The sequence below is a fragment of the Corynebacterium sp. HMSC29G08 genome (assembly GCF_001806875.1).
GTDB lineage: Bacteria > Actinomycetota > Actinomycetes > Mycobacteriales > Mycobacteriaceae > Corynebacterium.
Genome location: NZ_KV786242.1, coordinates 1 through 578, shown reverse-complemented (window position 1 = coordinate 578; position 578 = coordinate 1). Strand labels below are relative to the sequence as shown.

Genomic DNA, 578 nt, shown 5'->3' with positions numbered 1-578 from the left:
CGGTGTCGGTGACGAAGGTGCCGCGTTGGTGCGCAAGCGTATGTACTGCTTGTCGCTCGCCGGCATCGAAAACCGTGAGCGTGTTGCCGGTGATGCGTACATCAACAGTGCGGCCGACAAGTGTGTAGGGCACGGAGTAATGCACGCTGCCGACGACGATATGAAAGTCGGGAGCGACTTTTGCACGCCTCCATTCCGTGCGCTGCCACCGTTGCTTTGGCAGGTCAGTGAGCAAATCAGCCTCAAAGTCTTCAAACAGCTGCCGCCGACTGATGGTGTTGCCGCGAAACGGGGTGTGCGCATTAATCGCGTCAACTCGTTTGAGTATGCGACTGTTGAGCTCATCAAGGCTGACGCACTGGTGGTCGTCAAGGGCATGGATGACCTTTTGGGTCACAATCTTGACCGCTGCCTCAACATTGGCCTTGTCTTTCGGCCGTCTTGCCCGCGCTGGCAGCGCAGCGGTGTTGTAGTGCTCCAGAAACTCCTCGTACGTGGTGTTGACACGACGATTGCGATCGGCAGCGCTTATCGCGTTCGACGCCGTCGAGGCGTTGTCCGGGACGATGACCTCTGCC

General features: G+C 58.5%; 1 pseudogene. It reads right to left on the bottom strand.

The annotated features are described in order from the left end of the window. Positions 1-578: pseudogene (locus HMPREF3101_RS05970) on the bottom strand (IS21 family transposase); the annotation flags it as partial.